Source organism: Paraburkholderia sp. GAS33, from assembly GCF_050436645.1.
Classification (GTDB): Bacteria; Pseudomonadota; Gammaproteobacteria; order Burkholderiales; family Burkholderiaceae; genus Paraburkholderia; species Paraburkholderia phenazinium_B.
Genome location: NZ_JBNDMP010000001.1, coordinates 804,222 through 822,116, shown reverse-complemented (window position 1 = coordinate 822,116; position 17,895 = coordinate 804,222). Strand labels below are relative to the sequence as shown.

At 62.5% G+C, this 17,895-nt stretch carries 16 protein-coding genes; 5 read left to right on the top strand and 11 right to left on the bottom strand.

Going from position 1 to position 17,895, the window contains the following annotated elements; genetic code table 11:
* Window positions 1–11: 11 nt before the first annotated feature.
* The 5 genes from P3T24_RS03840 to P3T24_RS03820 all read right to left on the bottom strand — a co-directional run bounded on the left by P3T24_RS03840 (window position 12) and on the right by P3T24_RS03820 (window position 4,701).
* Entirely contained in the window at window positions 12–1,823 is a 1,812-nt protein-coding gene (locus P3T24_RS03840; RefSeq protein WP_429432553.1) for an ATP-binding response regulator, read from the bottom strand.
* Window positions 1,820–2,911, bottom strand: a complete 1,092-nt coding sequence (locus tag P3T24_RS03835) for an ATP-binding protein (RefSeq protein ID WP_429432550.1) — start codon at window positions 2,909–2,911, stop codon at window positions 1,820–1,822. The genes P3T24_RS03840 and P3T24_RS03835 overlap by 4 nt, the downstream gene beginning before the upstream one ends.
* A complete protein-coding gene (locus P3T24_RS03830; RefSeq protein WP_429286171.1) occupies window positions 2,896–3,282 on the bottom strand; it encodes an anti-sigma regulatory factor in 387 nt (128 codons plus the stop codon). Before P3T24_RS03830 ends, P3T24_RS03835 begins: the two co-directional genes overlap by 16 nt.
* A gap of 107 nt (window positions 3,283–3,389) precedes the next feature.
* Window positions 3,390–3,749, bottom strand: a complete 360-nt coding sequence (locus P3T24_RS03825) for an STAS domain-containing protein (protein ID WP_074268641.1) — start codon at window positions 3,747–3,749, stop codon at window positions 3,390–3,392.
* Window positions 3,750–3,783: 34 nt separating this feature from the next.
* Complete coding sequence (locus P3T24_RS03820) at window positions 3,784–4,701, bottom strand: STAS domain-containing protein (protein WP_429410033.1); 918 nt, start codon at window positions 4,699–4,701, stop codon at window positions 3,784–3,786.
* A 376-nt stretch (window positions 4,702–5,077) separates the two neighbouring features.
* Here P3T24_RS03820 and P3T24_RS03815 point away from each other — a divergent pair, with 376 nt between their 5' ends.
* Entirely contained in the window at window positions 5,078–6,379 is a 1,302-nt protein-coding gene (locus tag P3T24_RS03815; RefSeq protein ID WP_429432547.1) for an MFS transporter, read from the top strand.
* Between the two features lie 61 nt (window positions 6,380–6,440).
* On the opposite strand, the gene P3T24_RS03810 is transcribed toward P3T24_RS03815, so the two are convergent.
* Window positions 6,441–7,448, bottom strand: a complete 1,008-nt coding sequence (locus tag P3T24_RS03810) for a helix-turn-helix domain-containing protein (RefSeq protein ID WP_429432544.1) — start codon at window positions 7,446–7,448, stop codon at window positions 6,441–6,443.
* Between the two features lie 398 nt (window positions 7,449–7,846).
* Window positions 7,847–8,683 (bottom strand): CHAD domain-containing protein, encoded by an 837-nt coding sequence (locus P3T24_RS03805; protein ID WP_429432542.1) that lies wholly within the window; start codon window positions 8,681–8,683, stop codon window positions 7,847–7,849.
* Window positions 8,684–9,062: 379 nt separating this feature from the next.
* Here P3T24_RS03805 and P3T24_RS03800 point away from each other — a divergent pair, with 379 nt between their 5' ends.
* Window positions 9,063–10,772 (top strand): hybrid sensor histidine kinase/response regulator, encoded by a 1,710-nt coding sequence (locus P3T24_RS03800; RefSeq protein ID WP_429432539.1) that lies wholly within the window; start codon window positions 9,063–9,065, stop codon window positions 10,770–10,772.
* 28 nt (window positions 10,773–10,800) lie between these two features.
* Here the strand turns inward: P3T24_RS03800 and P3T24_RS03795 are convergent, their stop codons facing one another.
* The 3 genes from P3T24_RS03795 to P3T24_RS03785 all read right to left on the bottom strand — a co-directional run bounded on the left by P3T24_RS03795 (window position 10,801) and on the right by P3T24_RS03785 (window position 12,804).
* The gene (locus P3T24_RS03795) at window positions 10,801–11,694 is read right to left on the bottom strand and encodes an alpha/beta fold hydrolase (RefSeq protein WP_429432536.1); all 894 of its coding nucleotides are present in this window, start codon (window positions 11,692–11,694) and stop codon (window positions 10,801–10,803) included.
* Between the two features lie 127 nt (window positions 11,695–11,821).
* Window positions 11,822–12,250, bottom strand: coding sequence for a VOC family protein (locus P3T24_RS03790; RefSeq protein WP_429432533.1), 429 nt, complete (start codon window positions 12,248–12,250; stop codon window positions 11,822–11,824).
* Window positions 12,247–12,804: a helix-turn-helix domain-containing protein gene (locus P3T24_RS03785; protein WP_429432530.1), complete on the bottom strand. Its 558-nt coding sequence runs from the start codon at window positions 12,802–12,804 to the stop codon at window positions 12,247–12,249. Before P3T24_RS03785 ends, P3T24_RS03790 begins: the two co-directional genes overlap by 4 nt.
* Window positions 12,805–12,985: 181 nt before the next feature.
* On the opposite strand from P3T24_RS03785, the gene P3T24_RS03780 reads away from it, so the two are divergent.
* Entirely contained in the window at window positions 12,986–13,543 is a 558-nt protein-coding gene (locus P3T24_RS03780) for a glycine zipper family protein (protein WP_083611723.1), read from the top strand.
* Between the two features lie 151 nt (window positions 13,544–13,694).
* Entirely contained in the window at window positions 13,695–14,201 is a 507-nt protein-coding gene (locus P3T24_RS03775; RefSeq protein ID WP_429432526.1) for a universal stress protein, read from the top strand.
* A gap of 82 nt (window positions 14,202–14,283) precedes the next feature.
* Here the strand turns inward: P3T24_RS03775 and P3T24_RS03770 are convergent, their stop codons facing one another.
* Window positions 14,284–15,867: a DHA2 family efflux MFS transporter permease subunit gene (locus P3T24_RS03770; protein ID WP_074268650.1), complete on the bottom strand. Its 1,584-nt coding sequence runs from the start codon at window positions 15,865–15,867 to the stop codon at window positions 14,284–14,286.
* A gap of 259 nt (window positions 15,868–16,126) precedes the next feature.
* On the opposite strand from P3T24_RS03770, the gene P3T24_RS03765 reads away from it, so the two are divergent.
* A complete protein-coding gene (locus tag P3T24_RS03765; RefSeq protein WP_429432523.1) occupies window positions 16,127–17,722 on the top strand; it encodes an FAD-dependent monooxygenase in 1,596 nt (531 codons plus the stop codon).
* Window positions 17,723–17,895: the final 173 nt, after the last annotated feature.

The window sequence follows — 17,895 nt, the reverse complement described above, 5'->3', positions numbered from 1 at the left end:
CCGTGGATCGGTCAGGGGGCGCTCAGCATCGCGTCCAGCGAAGTGAGCAGTTCGTTGCCCGACAGCGGTTTAACAAAGAAAGCGTCTGCGCCAAGAGATTCGGCGCGGCCGCGCTGGTCCACATCGCTCAGAACGATCACCGGCACGTGACGCTTGCGCGAATCGCCAGCGGCTCGCACCACGCCTTCAACGCGGCCCACAACCGAGTCGTGCTCGCGCAATTCGCCTAGCCAGGACCAACCGTCTTCGCGTCCGGATTCCATATCGATCAGCACGGCGCACGCCGCCGTCATCGCCAGGGTCGACCTGGCTTCCCGCACGGTGGCCGCGTTGGCCGAGCGGTAGCGCGTGTTATGCAGGGACGCCTCATAACGCAGCCGGTCATCCTGACTGGTCGAAACAAAGAGCACCATATCGCGCCCGGTATCGGTATCGCTAGCGAGAGGCGTGCGAGGCTCCGGTCCGAGGATCTGCGGTAGACAGGCCTGAATGGTCGCCGTGAAAGTCGAGCCCTTGCCCAGCTCGCTCACCAGACCCACCGTGCCGCCTAACAGCTTGCAGAGCTTGCTACATAGCGGAAGTCCAAGCCCGGTACCTTTTACATAGGTCTGCAGCCGGTTTTCCACCTGTTCGAATTCTTCGAAAATGCTTTGCTGATGCTCGGGCGCAATACCGATGCCCGTATCCGAAACCGCGAACGTCAACAGTTTCTGATCAGCGTCGTATTGGGCTCGCACACGGACTTCGCCGTGCTCGGTAAACTTTAATGCATTGGATACAAAATTGCGGAGAATCTGCGAAACCTTGCCTTCGTCGGTGTAGACCGGCGGAATCTCATCGCATGGCTCGAACACCAGTTCGACGTCGGCGGTCGGCAAGAGCGGTCGTAGCATGCCGCGCAACGCCGAGAACAGATTAGCCACCTCAAACTCGGCCGGACGCAATTCGACCTTGCCCGCTTCGATCTTGGCGAGATCGAGCAGGTCGTCGACGGTTTCGGAAAGTTCTTCTGCCGCCTTGCGGATGAAGCGCACCTGTTTGGCCTGCTCATCCGTCAAGTCGCCGTCGGTACGGTCCATCAGCAGTTTCGACAGCGCGCGAATCGAATACAGCGGCGAGCGAAATTCATGACTCATGTTCGACAGGAAGCGCGACTTGGCGTCGTCGGCGCGCCGCAGATGGTCGGCGCGCTCGTCCAGTTCCGCGTAGAGCGCAACCACACCGCGATTGGTGTCTTCCAGTTCGCGGGTAAGTCGCGTGAGTTCTTCCTGGCGCTCCTGCAGTTCATCGAGCGCCGCGGCCAGTTCGCGACTTTGCCACTGCATTTCGTCGAACGAACCTCCCGCGCCTGACGTACCGGTTTGCTGGACGAGCACTGCAACCGCTTTGTCGACAGCGAGCGGCGCCTGCGCCGACAGGTGCTTCACCAGCGTGACGACGGCATCGCCGTCCACATCGTCAATCGAACACGCATCCATCAGCCGTTGAGCTGCAAGTACCCCAAGCGGACCCGGAACCTCGCCGGTGCCGGCGTGTTCTGCGCCGGCTGACCGTTCCAGCAGCTTTGCGACAGATATTGCGGGCGCCACCAGACGGATCAACAGCCCTGGTGGTTGAGTCGCCTTCTCAAGCAAAAATTCCGCGCGTCCGCTGGAGGTCGCGAGAAATACAACCCGTGCGACCTCGAGTACGGAGGTTGCGATGCGGATCTGGTCATGCTTTGTGAAAGCGAGCGCTTCGCTGATTTCGCGGGCACGCCGGCGCGCCGCGACTACCGAGAGTTCGCTGTCGAGCGGAAGGACATGCAGCGGCTCGGCCATCATGCGTCCCCGCTGCGCCGCGCACGCGCGACAAATACCGTCACGTCGTCACGACCGCGCGTGAAGTCGCGATAGAGCACTGCCGCAATCAATGCCGGATGACGCTGCGCCAGACCCGGATAGCGGCCCAGGTCCCAGCGCGTTGCAAGACCATCGGAATGGAGAATCAGGAGTCCGTCATAAGGCCAGTCGACCTGAAACTCCTGGGTCTTGCGTATCTGATGACCGACGATGCCCGCGTGCGACACCAGATGGCGATGACTCGACGACGTCCACACGCTCGCCGCGATGTTGCCGACTCCGCAAAAACGTGCGCTGCCGGCGGCACCTTCTCCCGCCTCGGGGGCTGGAATGCTCGCGACGCCGAGGGCGGCTCCGCGTGTAGGCCGCAGCGCTTCATGCGACGCCGCGACAATTTCTGTCACGCTCGCGGCGCCGCGTCGCGCAAACGTCTCCGTGGCGGCGAGTGCTGCTGTGTTGGCAAGCGGACCGTGCCCCAGGCCGTCGGCAACCAGCACCTGGAATTCGCCGTCCGCGTAGCCGCAAATCCACGCATCGCCGCATAGCGTTTCGCCGTGCAGCGGCAGATTGATCGCGCCGTACACAATCGGCGATGGGTTGTCTGGCACGCTCGCATCCGCCCCCGCGGCCCACATCACGATACGCAGTGCCGTACCACGGTCTGGCACGCTCCAGATGTCGAGCTCGTCGCTGAGCCGTTGAATCGCACCCATGCCGTTGCCGGGACTGCCGGCCGTCGTGTAGCCGTCGACAAAACAGGCGTGCAGATCGAGGATGCCGGGGCCGTTGTCTATCGCGAGCAGTTCAACGCCATAACGGGCAGGCAGCGGTGAGCCGGATCCGCTCTCGCGGACAATCGGCCGCACCAGCAGTTCGCCGCGTTGCGCATGTTTGAGCTGATTGGTCGCGCACTCGGTCACGATGATCGCCAGCTTGCCGAGCACTGTGTCGTCAAAGCCGACGCTATACGCCACTTCATTGATGCCACGCCGCGCAAACGAAATCGAGCTGGGATCGCTGATCTCGAACCGCCGCTGGGTCACGCTCAGCCCATTCAAAACGGTTTCCATTTGGTCACCGAAATATGTGTACCTTCGCCTGGCGCCGAACGGATATCGAACTCATCGCACAGCCGCTTGGCGCCGCCGAGGCCGAGACCCAGACCGTTGCCGGTGGTGTAGCCGTCGGACAGCGCTCGCGAAATATCTGCGATACCAGGTCCGTTGTCGATGAACTCGAGCCTCAGGCCAATACGGCCATTACGGTGCAACGTGTATAAGTGTACGTCGCCTCCCCCGCCATATATCAGCGTATTGCGTGCGAGTTCGCTGGCCGCGGTCACGAATTTCGTCTGATCGATCAGCGAAAAACCGTGGGCCACCGCCTTCTCGCGCACGAAACGCCGCAACCGCACGATCTGTTCGTCCGAGCGGATCGGCATGATCTCGTCAGGCGGCTGACCGTCAGCGCCTACCGGACCCGCAGTCTTGTCGTCGCTGAGCATGGAGGATAGTGGGCTACGCTCGGTTGTCTTGCCGGGGATCGCGCTCAAAGCGGTGATGTACCAGTCAGGAGCGCCATGCCTTTTTCAACGTTCAGCGCAGTACGCACGCCGGGGAGCGCCAGTCCGAGTTCGACCAGCGTGATCGCGACGGATGGCTGCATGCCGACCACCACGGTTTCAGCGTCGAGCACACGGGCCATCGCGGCCGTGTCGCCGATCATCCGGCCGATGAACGAATCCACCACATCCAGCGACGAAATATCGATCAGCACGCCTTTGGCGCGGTCTTTGACGATACGGCTCGTCAAATCGTCCTGCAGCGTCATGGCGAGACGATCGTGCATGTCGACCTGAATGGTGACAAGCAGGAGTTTGCCCATCCGCAGAATCGGAATGCGTTCCATTGTCGTGGTCCGGTTGAACCCGCGTGAGCCGGCGTCAGTCGCCGGCGAACTGGTTGCCGCGCAACGGACCGGGTGCGCCGGGCGCTTCGCCATGCGTGCCCGTGCCCGAGACCGACTTGCCGGTGCGGTTCAGCGCCACGACGAATGCGTCCGCGAGCGTAGCCTTGGTGATGACGTTCTGCAGATTCACCCCGAGGTGAACGATGGTCTGTGCGATCTGCGGACGGATACCGCTGATGATGCAATCCGCGCCCATCAGCCGGGCGGCGGCCACGGTCTTGAGCAGATGCTGCGCAACGAGCGTATCGACCGTGGGCACGCCGGTAATGTCGATGACCGCGATTGCCGCGCCCGTCTCGACGATCTTTTGCAGCAGACTTTCCATCACGACCTGGGTGCGCGCGGAATCGAGCGTGCCGATCAGCGGCAACGCCAGAATTCCGTCCCACAACTGCACGACCGGCGTCGACAGTTCGAGCAGTTCCTGCTGCTGACGCACGATGACCTGCTCGCGGCTGCTCTGGAAGACTTCGGTGGTGTAGAGGCCCATCGCATCGAACAGCGTGCTGATAGTCCAGGTGAGCTCGGTGAGACTGGCAGGGTCGGCCGCGAGTTCGGTACGCAAGCGGGCGAAGAGCGGTTCCTTCAGCGAGAACACGAACATGGCGGTCTCGACCGGCGTAAAGCCTTGCCGCGCGCGCTGCGTCGAAACGTCCGCGAGAAAGCCGCGCACTTCGTCCCACGCTCGAGTCTTGAAGTCCACGCGATCGGACGACTCGAGCGCCGAGCAGACGACGGCGACGAACTGTACGAACTGGTCACGCAACTGCACTTCGGTGACACCGCCGCGGCGCGAAGCAATTGCATACTGCTGCGCCACCCATTCGCCGAGCAACTCGTTTTGTCGTTCATTGAAGAGTCGGGCGAGACGCGATCCGCCAAGCGTTTCCATACAGTGTCCCCAGTCGATGATCAGCTGAAGGCGCAAGGCGCCGGCAATGTCGTTTTGCTCGCGCCCTGACCAACCGCTCAAAAGGCGCAATGGACTTTAACATGCGCCAGGGCGCCCTCACAATGGCACATGCAGATTGCTGCGAGCCTTGCTGGACAGGGCCGACGCCGATCGCAACCGGCCTTCGTGCCAGGTCGAATGTGCCTGAAGCCGAATGAACGATGGTTTAAAAGGTAACAATTACCTCGCAATTCGAGGACTCTGCCGAACTTCAAATGCGCGCCCGTGATATGTTGCGGTGCACCTTGCAGTGAGCCCGCATTTTGCGACTCGAAGCTCACGCATCCACATTGACCACTCCAGAAAAAGAATGCGCATGCCTCCTGTCGCGACAGGCGACGAACCGGACAGTAATCAGGAAGATCGCCGCGAGCTGCTCAAGGCCGTGGTCGCAGCATCGCTCGTAACCGGCTTCGAAATGTTCGATTTCACCGTTTACGGCTTCTTCGCAGCAATGATCGGAGAGCAGTTCTTTCCCGCACGAGACCCGTTGACGTCGCTATTGCTCGCAGTCGGCACGTTCGGTGTGGGCTTCTTCATGCGCCCTCTTGGCGCGATGATGATCGGCGCGTACGCGGACCGCGTGGGGCGTCGCGCCGCGATGGTCAGGACAACCTGGATGATGGCGGCAGGCACCACTGCGCTTGGACTGTGTCCGCCGTTTGCGACGATAGGCGTGGCGGCTCCGCTCATTGTCGTCGCGGGCCGTTCGCTGCAGGGTTTTGCACTAGGCGGCGATCTTGGCGTTGCCGCGAGCTTCGTGATGGAGACTGCGCCCGCAGCGCGCCGGGGCTATCTGCTCAGCTGGCAGTTCACCAGCCAGGGCGCCGCCGCATTGCTCGGAGCAAGCCTGGGAGTGCTACTCAGTCACACACTGTCTCCTACAGCGTTTACCGCGTGGGGCTGGCGTGTACCGTTCCTGATCGGCCTGCTGATCGCACCGGTCGGTTTGTACGTTCGCCTTCGGCTTCGCGAAGATCCGCCTCGTGGCGCCACGGCCGCAAACACCAGAATGCCGTTGGCGGAACTGTTTCGCGCACACGGCACAACGGTTATCCTGGCCACGCTGATGTTGATGGGGCAAACCCTGCCGGTCTACACGACCGTCTACTACATGCCAAGCTATGTGACCCGGGTGATGCATATGCCCGCCATCACCGGCTACCTGGTATCGGCGTGCTCGACCGTGCTGCTTGTCGGCATTCCTCCCTTTGCCGGGCGTCTCACCGACCGTCTGCGGCGCCGCAAGCCACTGGCGCTCATCAGCTCGGCGGGTATGGCTTTGCTGGTCTATCCCGTGTTCCTGCTGATCACCCACGCGAAAAGCGCGTTGCCTATCCTGTGCGGTGTCGGGTTGATTAGCGTCCTGCTGGCGCTGGGCGCCGGCGTGACCACCCTGCTGGTACTGGAAGCGCTTCCTGTCAAGGTGCGAGCCAGCGGCATGGCGGTTTCACATGCGCTCAATGTCGCCGTGTTTGGCGGCACCGCTCAATTCATCGTGACGGGACTGATCAAATGGACCGGCGATCCAATGTCTGCGGCATGGTATGTGGCGCCGGCGTGTGCGGTGAGCTTCTGTGCGTTGATGCTGTTCCGGGAGCGGCCGCGCGAACCCTGACCGACAGAGACGGCGCTTGCGTTGGCCGTGCACAAACCGGCCGTGCGTCAGCCAGCCGTGCCTAGGTCGCCTCTGCAGCCAAAGCCCGGAAATCCTGCGGCGCCATATCGAAGGCCCGCCGGAATGCCCGCGTAAAGTCCGAAGCGCTTTTAAAGCCCACGCCGTAGGCGATCTCCGTCACCGTCGCATGCGGGTAGCGCGTCAGATCTTCGGCTGCGCTGCGCAGCCGGAGATGACGGATATACGCGCTCAGACCGCCCTCATGTTCAAACAGGCGATACAGGCTCCTGCGCGGAAACGGCAGCGCGCCGAGCACGCTCTCGGGCGAAAGCGTCTCTTCGTAAAGGTGCGACTTGATATAGCGCCGCGCCTCATCGAACATGACCGACCGGGCCGCCGCGCGAGCATTGCCGCTCAGCCCCGCGTCCTTGCCGAACCCCGCGACGAGCAGTTGCGCTCCCGCCCGGATGGCGCTGTCCGCTTCGCCGGCACTCATGCTGCCGATGTTCTGCGCGAGCGCCGACACGTGCCTGACGATCATCCCCGCGAGCGGCGCTGCAGCGGAAAGCGTACGGCAGTGGATAGCTTCCGGATCGGGAAAGACTTCCTGCACGAGTTCGCCGGGTACAAAAAACGTCAGCACCCTGCAATCGTTGCGCTGCATGCGCACGGGCTGACCCATATCCAGTGCAACGATCCTCGCAACAGCAGGCGTCTCTTCGCGCTGCCTGGGTAGGGCGATGTTCGCGATTCCGCCCTCCAGAAATACGTGGAAGACGAAGTCACGCACGGTGTCGACCGAGATCCGGGCCAGCGAGCGATCGAGCACCATCAGATCGGAGCGGCAGTCGGTGAATACCAGATCGCCGACCTGATAACGGTCGATCGAAGCTCGGAAGGGCCTTTCAAGATCGGACCGCGAGGGCAGGACGTCAATAACATGGCCGACGCGATCGCGCCAGGCGAGCAAACGCCGCTGCGGAGGTTCCGCCTGCACATTGAAATGGCTGTACGCAATGCCCTGTTTCATCGGGCGGCGCAGATCAGCCGGATTAACGCGGGAGTTCATGTAACGCAATTCTTGTACTGGAATGGTCCCCCAGAGGTCTGCTGGGGTGGTCGCTCCTGAAATTTAACCGAAAAATTCACCTTGCATGAATTTTTCCCAAACTGGAGGACGAAAAAGAATTCGCCCGGCGTTAAAACCAGCCGGGCGAGTTGCGCAGACGATACAACCAGGCCGCCAATGCGACATATGAACTCTCTCAGGTTCTGGCATAGCCCTCGGAATGGCCAGATCCTTCGCCGACCGTAACCGGTCTGTTTTTCTTATTTTGTTTTTAATTTTTTAGACGGATTGCTCATTGGGTCTCTCCGCCCGCTCTAGCAACCGGACGCCATTCTGACCGTTTTTTACTGGCAGGCTTGACCGTGCGTGCCAGTTTTTGGGAATTTTTTACTGCCCGTTCATAGCAGCTTCGCCGCGGCGCGAACCCGGCGCTTGCGCTGCTTTTCCAGGGCCGCCAGAGCCGTAGCGACAGATCGGCTATTGCTGAACAAGTCGCGGCTACTGCTCCGTAACAGCTCTTCGCTCGCCACCACGTCGTTCAGTGCGCCGAACCGCTTCTGGAGCTTCTTCAAGCCCTTCAGCGTTTTCAACTGCCTGCTAGACAGCAACGGCTCGAAAAACTCGAGCAGGTAGCGAACCTTCTTCCCTGCCTTGCGGACGTCGTGATACGAGGTGTATTCGGCGCCCTTAGCGTCCCGGGCGCGGCGCATACGTTTGTGGAGCGATTTCTCCGCGGCCGCCACGCGCTTGCGGGCAAACTTCTTCAACGACGTGGGTTTGCGCGTTTGACGCAAGGTGTCGTTCGCATCGTTCAGGGCGTCCTGCAATTCCGAATTGATGCCGGCATGAGCCAGCCTCTCCCGGCTGTCGCTTAGCGCAGCGGCGCGTGCGGAAAGCAGGCGCTCAGTCGGCGCCCGCTTCTCGCCCAAGGCTTCATTCAGCAACTCGATCAGGATGTCCCAATCGCGGGTTCTGCCGGCCGCGCCTGCGAGAGACCTGAAACGCTCTCCCTGCCGCTCCTCGAGTTCCTCGCCAAGCAGCGGCCGGTAGGCCCAGAGCAGCGTTCGCAGGCGCCTGAGCGCAACCCGCAGCCTGTGCAGCACCTCGGCGTCGGAGTCCGAGCGCAGCGCTGCAGCAGATGAATTCGCCTCGTCAATCAACGGCCTGGCATAGTCCGAAAAATGCGCTTCAGCGGCATCGGGTTCGGCGGAGCCCGGTTCCTTATTCGTTTTCATCTCGTCTCCTGCTGGTGGCCGACCGGTTTCTTCGGTCACGGCATCCTGCATGCGGGGCACGTTTGATATCGTAAGCAACCTGCGTACCCACACGCAAGCCGCCGCAGCGAAGGCGCGCTCGCAGGCGTTCCGGGTTAACCCGTCGCGGATAACCCAATTCCTCGACGCTCGCCGTGACCAGAGTACCGACAACGTGTATGTGGACTCACGCCCGCTGCGCGCTAAAGCCTCGTACAATCTTCTTCGGATCGGTTAGCCATTCCTTGTCTTCTGCCAGACGTGCCTTTGCCGCGAGATGTCATCCTATCGTCCTGCGGGGCTTCATGCAGCCTTCCCATCGCAACAATTCACCTGCCCTTTCTCAGCGCGCCTCGATGCCATGGAAAGCAATCACAGAACCGCACAGCCGGATGAACTCCGCATGCGTTCCGCGCGGCCGGCGGACCACGCCGCGGAAAACCGTGTATTGCTGAGGCTCGCGCGCGCCCAGTCGGGATCGCGCGAGCGGCTCTTGCAGGAGATAGCCGACGCCGCCCTGTCGCTCTGCGATGCGGGTAGCGCCGGCATCAGTCTCATGGAAGGCGTCGACGCCGGGCGGCACTTTCGGTGGCTGGCCGTGGCCGGCTTATGCGTAGGCTTGCAAGGCAAAACGACAGCATGGCACGAATGTCCGTGCCGGCTGGCGGTGGAATCCGCAGAACCCCAATTATTTCTTCGCCCGCAAGATAGCTTTCCCAGCCTGCAGTTTCCCGGCGTGGAGATTGTCGAAGGACTCATCGTTCCGATTCCGACTGAGAACGGGCTCGTCGGCGCGATATGGGTGATGTCGCACACCCCGGCACGCCAGTTCGATCTCGAAGACGTGCGCCTGCTCTCGGACCTGGCGGTCTCGGCCGGTGCCGCGCTGACCACCGTGGATGCCCGTGACACCGGCGAGGAAAGCGAGCGCCGGCATAGCGAATTCATAGCGATGCTCGGACACGAGCTTAGAAACCCGATGGCGCCTATCGACAGCGCGGTCGGCGCAGCCATCAAGCTCTGTGCGGAAAACGAAAAAGCGGTTGAAGTCCTGACCATTGCGCAGCGGCAGATGAGGCATCTGCGAACGCTGGTCGACGACCTGCTCGATGCCGCGCGACTGAAGCATGGCAAGCTCGCCATCAAACATAGCGATACCACACTCAACGAAATTGCCTTCGATGCCGTGACCGCAGTCAAGCATCACATCCAGTCGCGGCGCCACTCACTCCGGTTGACCGGTCTCGAGAAGCCGGTGCCCGTCCGCGCCGATCACATCAGGCTAAGCCAGGTGCTCGGCAATCTGCTGTCCAACGCCGCGAAGTACACGCCGGTCGGCGGGACCATCGAACTGGCGGTAAAGATCGTGGCCGAAGATCGCGAACCGGAACAGAAGGACGTGGTTGTCATCGAAGTAAACGACAACGGCATTGGCATCGACAGCGCGGTCCAGCCGCACGTCTTCGAACTTTTCGCCCAGTCCGCACGCGGCAATGCCCGTTCCGAAGGTGGGCTGGGAATTGGTCTTGCCGTGGCCAAGCGCATGGTCGAACTTCACGACGGGACGATCTCGCTGCAAAGCGGAGGCAGTGGGCGGGGCACTTCGGTCACACTGCGCCTGCCCATCCTGAGCGTCCGCGACGAATCAGCGGCCACGGGCGATACGACCGAATCGCTCGGTCTCGGATCGGTGCGTCTGCTGCTCGCCGACGATAACGCGGATGCATTGCAGTCGCTCGGCATCCTGCTGGAGCTCGACGGACATCACGTCACGATGTGCGACTGCGGACGCGAAGCGGTGCGTCTGATCAAGGAAGAATTGCCCGAGGTTGCCATCATCGATGTCGGCATGCCCGGCATGGATGGCTTCGAGGTCGCCCATGCGGTACGGTCCGACAGCCAGCTCGACGACGTCCTGCTCGTGGCGTTGACCGGCTATGCCGCGGAGTCCGATAAGTCCCGGGCGTTGGCAGCGGGTTTCGACTATCACCTCACCAAGCCGTTGTCGCTCGACAAGCTGCGCTACATCCTGGCGAATCGTGCCGGCGGAAAGCTCGGCGGCATTGTCTGACCGGGCGGTATCGCGTCTTCTTCTCTCCTCAACCCGCCCACGCGTTGACGTCGAGAATTGCGCTGGCGAACGCTTCCGGCGCCTCCTGCGGGAGATTGTGACCTGCATTCGGCACGACGCGGTTCTCGTGGCGCCCGGTGAACTGCTTCAGGGACGCCTGCCCTCCTCCCTGCGGCGTAACGCCATCGGCGTCGCCCTCTAGCGTGACCGTTGGTACGGTGATCGACGGTGTGGACGATAAGCGCCGCTCCATTTCATCAAACTGGGGATCGCCATCGACGAGTCCGTAACGGTGCCGATACGAATGGATCACCACGTCGACGAAGTCCGGATTATCGAAGGCGGCCGCCGAGCGAGCGTAGGTATCGTCGTCGAAGCGCCAGGTGGGCGACCATAACGACCACAGCAGGCGGCAAAACTCGAAGCGGTTTTCGGTCAGTCCAGCCTGGCCGCGCTCGCCATGAAAGTAATACTGGTACCACAAGCGATATTCCTTTTCCGGCGTACTCGGCCGCATGGCAGCAGCGATATTCTGGATGTTGTAGCCGTTGACCGAGACAAGGCCGCGCGCTCTCGACGGATGTAGCGCCGCCACGATGCATGCGGCGCGGCCGCCCCAGTCATATCCGCCCAGCACGGCCCGTTCGATCTGAAGCGCATCGAGCAGCGCCAACAGATCCGCGCCGAGTGCGGCCTGCTGGCCCGAACGAAGTGTGGTCGAATCGAGAAAGCGCGTTGGCCCATAGCCGCGAAGATAAGGGGTGATAACGCGCGCGCCTTTGGCCGTCAGGCGTGGCGTCACTTCGTCGTACGCGTGGATATCGTAGGGAAAACCGTGCAGCAGAATAACCGGCCATCCTGCGCTATCGCCTTGTTCGTCATAGGCAATCTCGAGCAGATTGGTTGCAATGCTTTTAAGCATGACGCCTCCAGAGCGGCAAGACTAAACAATAAAGCGTTCAGCCGATTATGCCGGAGGATGCAAAGCGTCTGCGGCCAGGACGTAAGCGCGTTTCTCGCCGGACACTGAGGTCGACGCAACGACCCGGTTACGCCGATGAGGCAGCGTTCGCCGGCGCGGACTGGATCATCTTCCAGCCGTTGCCAGCGGGATCGCGGAAACCGGCATCGATGCTGCCGTAGCGCTCTATCGGTTCCTGGGTGAATTCCACGCCGCTCGCTTTCAGACGCTCATAGCTGGCGCGGCAGTCGGCCACTGCGAGGACGAGAGGCGGCATCGCCCCCTTGGCGACCATCGCGCGCAGGGTTTGCGCGGTGGCTTCGTCGTGAATCGGCGGCCCGGGCGTGAACAGCCCGAGCTGGAACGACGGCTGTTCCGGATGCTGGACCGTGAGCCAGCGATAGGAACCGTTACGCACGTCCGTGTGGACATTGAATCCGAGTTTGTCGACGTAAAACGCGAGCGCTTCGTCCTGGTTGTCGACATACAGGCCCACTACATTGATACCCTGGTTCATGACACCTCCTTGATGGATGGCCGCACTGTACCTTTGACCACGCGGCGGCGCTTCTCCAAAACTGCGATCGTCAGATCCGGGCGTTGCGCGGCCTTCACGACACAGGCAGGCATGCGGTCAAGTCCAGGCAGGTTGGCGCGGGCCTCGAGGCGCATGGCACTGGGGCTGCGTCCGGTGATGTCGTGGAATGTGCGGCCGAAAGTGCCGAGGCTCTCCCAACCTGTCGCGAAGGCAATTTCCGTGATGCTTAGCTCGGTGTCGCGCAGAAGCGTGGTCGCCTGCTCGATGCGGCGAGTCAGCAGGTAACGGTGTGGCGGAACGCCGAAGGCCTGCTTGAACGAGCGCGCGAAATGGGCTTCGGAGACGCCGCTGACCTCGGCCAGCCGCTTGACGGGCCATGCCTCGTGCGAGGCGGCATCCATGCGGTCTTTGGCGCGCAGCAGACGGCGCAGCAAGGCGGGGTCTTGCAGGGCGTTGGCGTTGACATCGACGGTGGCTGCTTCGGAGGATCGGGCGAGCGGTCCGCCGCTGTGGTCTGCCCGGTCCCTTGGCATGGCGTCTCCTTGCGCTGCGGTTGCGGTTCGAAACAACGATTATGCACGTTCAACCGTGCGTCCCCGAGTCATCGAGCAGCGCTGAGGTCCAACCCACAACACACAGCGCTCAGCATCAGCCTAATTCGCCGCTAAGTTTGCCCCCTCAAGATGGCGTCATCGAATAGAGGAGGCAAACATCATGAAGCTCGTACGAATCACTCGCCTGGCCCTGCCCGTGGGGCTCGTCGCCATTGCGCTCACCGGCTGCGCCGTTATTCCGCCGTCCGGCCCGTCAGTCGTCGCACTGCCGCCCAGCGGCAAACCGATGAACGTGTTCCAGCAGGAAGACTACACCTGCCGCGACTACGCATTCCGTTCCGACAATGCCGGCGCACCGGCCCATAGCGCAATACCGGAAGGCGTCGGCAGTACGGCCGTCGGCACCGTGGGCGGTGCGGCCGCCGGCGCGCTGCTCGGTGCAGCAGCGGGCAATGCCGGCATCGGCGCAGCAATCGGCGCGGGCGCGGGCCTGCTGTTCGGCAGTGCTGTTGGCGCAAACAACACGCAAGCCACCTCGGCCAGCCTGCAGTCGCGCTACGACGCCGCCTACGCGCAATGTATGGCGTCAAAGGGCAACACCATTTCCCAGCCGGCCGTCTATAGCACAGTGCCGGCCTACGCTCCGCCGCCTGTCGCAGTTGTGCCGGCTCCTGTTGTTTACGGCTACCCGCAACGCTACGGCTACTGGGCTTACTGAGCGGGCCTACTGAGCGGGCTTACCAGGCGAACCTGCTGAGCGCCCGCGCTAATTTCCTGCTCACTCTGCCGCGCGATGATGCGGCCATGGATCACGCAGAGCACCAACCTGTTGCCGTGCCCTGCCTGGCAAATACTTGAGGATACCTATCATGTTCAAGAAGATTCTCGTTGCAGTCAGTACAAGTTCCGCCGATAGCGTCCTGGCACCCGCCATCGAAGCCGCGCGAAAGTACGATGCGCAAGTTGTTGCACTGCACGTAGTCGATCCATCGCCCAGCTATATCGGGGGTGCGGACTGCAACTTCGGCCTGATCGTCGAGGCCATGGAAGCACACGGACACCGGGTCGTCACGCACGTCAGGAGTGTGCTGGATACTCATGCGCTGCCGGCGGAAGTCCGCATGGTGACGCTGCCGTTTTCGGGCATGACGGTGGGTCGCGCGATTGCCGCCGTCGCGGAAGAGACCGGCGCTGACCTGATTCTTCTCGGCAGGCGAAGCGCGTCGCGGTGGCACTGGCTGAGCGAAGACGTGGCAGCGGAGGTGATGCGCCACTCCAGCCAGCCAACGCAGATCGTCAGCGACAAGCCCGTGGCCAATCCGGCGCGCCGTGGCGGCAGACGCTGGATCGATGTGACGACCGCCGGCACCTGGTAAGGCGAGTACCTCACCGGTCGGTCGTCACATCTGCATCGCCGCTATTCGAAGTTTCGCACCGTGCCGCAAATCCCGGCCAGGCTCAATGCGCGGCGGACGCTTCTCCAGAGTCCGCTCCGCCCTTCGCCGGCCGGGTGATCCAGATCAGCGGGATGATGAGGATGAAAATGAACGTGGACGCATAGAAGAAGTCGTCCAGTCCCATGACCGCAGCCTGACTCGTGACCATCGATTCAAACATTGCGTGCGCGGCCCCCACGTCCAGATGTAGTTGCGATTGCAACGATGCGATGGCTGAATTGAAAACCGGATTGTCGATGTTCGCCTGCTCCATGAGTCGAACGTGATGCACGGCAGTGCGGTGGCCCCAGACCGTGCCCGCGATGGACGTGCCGACCGCGCCACAGAAAATACGCGCGAAATTGGAAAGCCCGGCCGCCGCTGGAATGCGTTCAGGCGGCAGTCCCGAGAGGATGATCGACACGAGCGGAACGAACCACAAGACGGTCGGAATGCCCTGCAGCAAAGTGGGTATCACCAGATGCCACGCGTCCACCGTACTCAGATACTGCGTGCGCATGAAAAACACGCCCGCCAGACCCACGAAAGCGATGGACACCAGCGTCCGGGCGTCCACCAGCTGCAACATGCGCCCGATAAAAGGCGAAAGCAGAACCGTGAAAATGCCGACAGGCGCGGTGACGAGACCCGCGTCGAAAGCCCGATAGCCGAGGTACTCCTGCATCCACTGCGGCAACAGCACGAGGTTGCCGAAGTACAGCGCGTAGGAGACGGAAATCGCAATCGTGCCGCTGCTGAAATTGCGCAACGCGAAGAGCCTGAGGTCGACGACCGGATGCTTCTCGGTCAGCTCCCACACGAGGAAGAACGCAAAGCTGACGAGCGCAATCAGCGCCAGCGCAACGATGAACGAAGACGAGAACCAGTCGAGGTCCCGTCCCTTGTCGAGCATCACCTGAAGCGACCCGACCCATGTGACGAGCAGCGCGAGACCGACGGTATCGATCGGCAGTTTTCTGGTCGGCGTTTCGCGCTTGCGGTAGATGAACCAGGTGGCGCTGGCGGCGATGAAACCAACCGGAATGTTGACGTAAAAGATCCAGGACCAGCTGTAGTTGTCCGTGATCCAGCCGCCCAGCACCGGCCCCGCGATCGGGCCCACGGTGGCCGTCATCGCCCAGAGGGCCAACGCCATGTTGGCCCGGGCCTTCGGGTAGGAGCTCAGCAAGACAGCCTGAGACAACGGAATGAGCGGGCCTGCCACGAGTCCCTGCAGAATCCGCGCGCCCAGCAGGAACGGCAGGTCCGGGGCGATGCCGCAGAGCCACGAGGCAAACACGAACATCAGGATCGCGCCGACGAAAAGCCGGATCTGACCAATCTGCTGCGTGAGCCACCCCGTCAGCGGAATGGACACCGCATTGGCGGCCGCGAAGATCGTGATGACCCACGTCCCTTCGTCGACGGACACCCCGAGGTTGCCCGACAGATTGGGGACCGCGACGTTCGCGATCGACGTGTCCAGAACCGTCATGAAAGTCGCCAGCGCCACGACGATCGTGGCGATCACAAGCTGGCCGCCTCGTAGTGGCGGATGTTGGACGGGTGCTGCGGGTGAGGCGGGAGGGGTCGATTCCTGCGTCATAAATCGTGGCTTGTGGTGTGGGCAAGGACGGCGAACCTGCGTATGGTACGCGCTTCCGTCACATTTATTAAATACTTACACCATTATGCGGCTTTGAAAAAGATTTGCAATCGGGCCTTTCACCAAGGCGGCATTGTTCGCGGCGTCAGCGGGTAGCGCAGGCGTGCCGTTTGCGTGGGCTGAAAACGGGCTTTACCGGATGGGTCATCCGGCATCTACTCTTGATGCCGATACCCACCAATCTCGGGAGGAATTCGCCATGGAGCAGCACACCCCTGTTTTGATCGTCGGCGCGGGGCCGACGGGATTGACACTGGCGCTGACGCTGCGTCGTTACGGCATTGCAACGCGGGTGATCGACAGGCTCGAGAAGCCTGCGGACCTGTCGAAAGCACTCGCCGTATGGCCGGCGAGCCTCGAAGTGTTGAGCAGCCTCGGCGTCGGCGCGGCGTTCGACGAGGCGGCCGTAGCGATGAGCGCGGTGACGTTCGGCGACGGCGCGCGGCGGCTTGCGCGCGTGTCGATGCACGACGGCATCGACAGCGCCCATCCCAACCCCCTTCTGCTCCCGCAGTCGCAAACCGAAGCGATCCTCACGGCGAAGTTCGTCGATATGGGCGGCGTGATCGAGCGTGGGGTGGAACTGACCGGGCTTAGCGAAGCATCCGACGCAGTGACCGCGACGCTGCGGCATGCCGATGGACGAATCGAGAACACGACTGCCTTGTGGTTGGTCGGCGCCGACGGCGCGCGCAGCGCGGTGCGGCATGCACTCGATATCGCGTTCGAGGGGGACACGGAACCCGACACCTATCTGCTGGGCGACGTGCGCATCGACGGGGTCGATCTCGACCGGCACAGCATCCACATCTGGTGGCACGGCGGCGGCACGGTCGCGCTGTTTCCGTTCGCTCATGACGTATGGCGGGTGATCAGCCGCCGCGTCGACGATGAAGCGGCGGCGCGCGGCGAAGAGCCGCCGACCCTCGATGAACTGCAGCAGAAGATCACACGCCACGGGCCGCCGGGCGCGACGTTATCGGAACCCGGCTGGCTGTCCACGTTTCGGATCAACGAGCGACTCGCGGCGCGCTATCGCACGGGTCGCGTATTTCTCGCGGGCGACGCTGCGCACATTCACAGTCCCGCAGGCGGCCAGGGCATGAACACCGGCATTCAGGACGGGGCGAACCTCGGCTGGAAGCTCGCCTACGTGCTTCAGGGACGCGGCGACGCCGCGACGCTGCTCGATAGCTACGAGGCCGAACGGCGACCGGTTGCGCGCAACGTGATCGCCAACGCGGCAAGACTGCTGCACGTCGGCATGGCGCCGCATCCGCTTGCGCGTCTCGCACGCGACGCAGCAGTGTCCGTGCTCGATCACGTGCCGGCATTGCAGGAGCGGTTGCGTACCGAGATGGCCGAAACGGAAGTGACCTATCACGACGGCCCGCTGGTTGCGCTCGCCGAAAGTGCACGTCATCCGTCGCGCGGCTTTCCCGGCACACGTGCGCTGGATCTGCACTGGGCCCATGCAGCCGATGGATCGCCGCGCACGCTATGGCCTCTGCTGGATGTACGGCACACGTTGATCGCGTTTCGCGAAGGCAGCGAAGTGTCGCGTGCCGAGACGCTGGCTGCTGCGCATGACGATGCGGTCCAGGTTGTGGCGCTCGATGCTGCTGACGACCCTTCCGGCGACGCGCGTCGACGCTACGGGTTCAAAGGCGCAGGGTGGGTGCTGATCAGGCCTGACCAGGTGGTTGCGGTACGTGGTGAGTCCGAGGACGTGGCTTCGCTAGAGCGTTATCTGAAGAACGTTGTCGGCTTGCGGGTGGGTGACGGGACACATTAGTTAGTGGCGTTGGCCGCGTTGGCGGCGTCGGCAAGAGTCCGGCTTCGGGCCTCGGCCTTCAGCTCGCCTCCTCAGGCGCGGAATCTGCTACTCAACAAACCGGCTGGTAACTCGCGCTGGCCCCATCATTCGACGACCGCACCGGGATGAAGCGCAACATGGCAGGCAGCCCG

Bases quoted from the DNA above. Each gene is read 5' to 3' on its own strand.
- P3T24_RS03840 (WP_429432553.1), bottom strand. From the start codon at position 1,823: ATGATGGCCGAGCCGCTGCATGTCCTTCCGCTCGACAGCGAACTCTCG.
- P3T24_RS03835 (WP_429432550.1), bottom strand. From the start codon at position 2,911: ATGGAAACCGTTTTGAATGGGCTGAGCGTGACCCAGCGGCGGTTCGAG.
- P3T24_RS03830 (WP_429286171.1), bottom strand. From the start codon at position 3,282: ATGCCGATCCGCTCGGACGAACAGATCGTGCGGTTGCGGCGTTTCGTG.
- P3T24_RS03825 (WP_074268641.1), bottom strand. From the start codon at position 3,749: ATGGAACGCATTCCGATTCTGCGGATGGGCAAACTCCTGCTTGTCACC.
- P3T24_RS03820 (WP_429410033.1), bottom strand. From the start codon at position 4,701: ATGGAAACGCTTGGCGGATCGCGTCTCGCCCGACTCTTCAATGAACGA.
- P3T24_RS03815 (WP_429432547.1), top strand. From the start codon at position 5,078: ATGCCTCCTGTCGCGACAGGCGACGAACCGGACAGTAATCAGGAAGAT.
- P3T24_RS03810 (WP_429432544.1), bottom strand. From the start codon at position 7,448: ATGAACTCCCGCGTTAATCCGGCTGATCTGCGCCGCCCGATGAAACAG.
- P3T24_RS03805 (WP_429432542.1), bottom strand. From the start codon at position 8,683: ATGAAAACGAATAAGGAACCGGGCTCCGCCGAACCCGATGCCGCTGAA.
- P3T24_RS03800 (WP_429432539.1), top strand. From the start codon at position 9,063: ATGGAAAGCAATCACAGAACCGCACAGCCGGATGAACTCCGCATGCGT.
- P3T24_RS03795 (WP_429432536.1), bottom strand. From the start codon at position 11,694: ATGCTTAAAAGCATTGCAACCAATCTGCTCGAGATTGCCTATGACGAA.
- P3T24_RS03790 (WP_429432533.1), bottom strand. From the start codon at position 12,250: ATGAACCAGGGTATCAATGTAGTGGGCCTGTATGTCGACAACCAGGAC.
- P3T24_RS03785 (WP_429432530.1), bottom strand. From the start codon at position 12,804: ATGCCAAGGGACCGGGCAGACCACAGCGGCGGACCGCTCGCCCGATCC.
- P3T24_RS03780 (WP_083611723.1), top strand. From the start codon at position 12,986: ATGAAGCTCGTACGAATCACTCGCCTGGCCCTGCCCGTGGGGCTCGTC.
- P3T24_RS03775 (WP_429432526.1), top strand. From the start codon at position 13,695: ATGTTCAAGAAGATTCTCGTTGCAGTCAGTACAAGTTCCGCCGATAGC.
- P3T24_RS03770 (WP_074268650.1), bottom strand. From the start codon at position 15,867: ATGACGCAGGAATCGACCCCTCCCGCCTCACCCGCAGCACCCGTCCAA.
- P3T24_RS03765 (WP_429432523.1), top strand. From the start codon at position 16,127: ATGGAGCAGCACACCCCTGTTTTGATCGTCGGCGCGGGGCCGACGGGA.